Source organism: Pseudomonas sp. 30_B, from assembly GCF_017491605.1.
GTDB lineage: Bacteria > Pseudomonadota > Gammaproteobacteria > Pseudomonadales > Pseudomonadaceae > Pseudomonas.
The window spans coordinates 1-475 of sequence record NZ_JAFGYY010000269.1 but is presented as its reverse complement, the minus strand read 5'-3'; the positions used below and the strand labels follow the sequence as shown (position 1 = coordinate 475).

Below are 475 nucleotides of genomic sequence, written 5' to 3'. Positions count from 1 at the left end.
GAGCACGAATTCGAAATCAAGCTGCTGCACTTCTGGCGGGGTCTGGTCGCGATCCTGCTGTTCCTTCAAGCGCTTGGCCGTTTCGAGGTACACACCTTTGAAGCCCTGCATCTGATCGGGTGGCGCAATCTGGGTGATCTGCGCCTTCTGCTCATCCGAGAGATCGGTATATTGATCGAGCTGGGTCTTGAGGCGCTGTACTTCCTTGAACAGATTGACGAACTGCGCCCGTGCGGCATCGCCTTTCAGGTTGGCCACTTCTGCCGGCGCATTGCCCACGCCTTGCGACTGCATGAAGTCGGCCAGCTTCTGGGTGGCGGTTTGCAGGTTATCGATGACCTTGGGCGCAGGGTCTACCAGCCAGATTTCACGCGGGTTGTCGATCTTCTCGCCAGAGAACAGTGCAATCGCCTCTTCGACCGGCCTTTGCTGCTGACGGAAGTCGAGGATGTTGCCATAGGGCTTGCTGTCGTTC

The 475-nt window shown here is 57.7% G+C and carries 1 pseudogene; it reads right to left on the bottom strand.

Annotated elements, in window-relative coordinates:
* Positions 1-475 (bottom strand): annotated as a pseudogene (locus J5M67_RS28240) (type I restriction endonuclease subunit R); the annotation flags it as partial.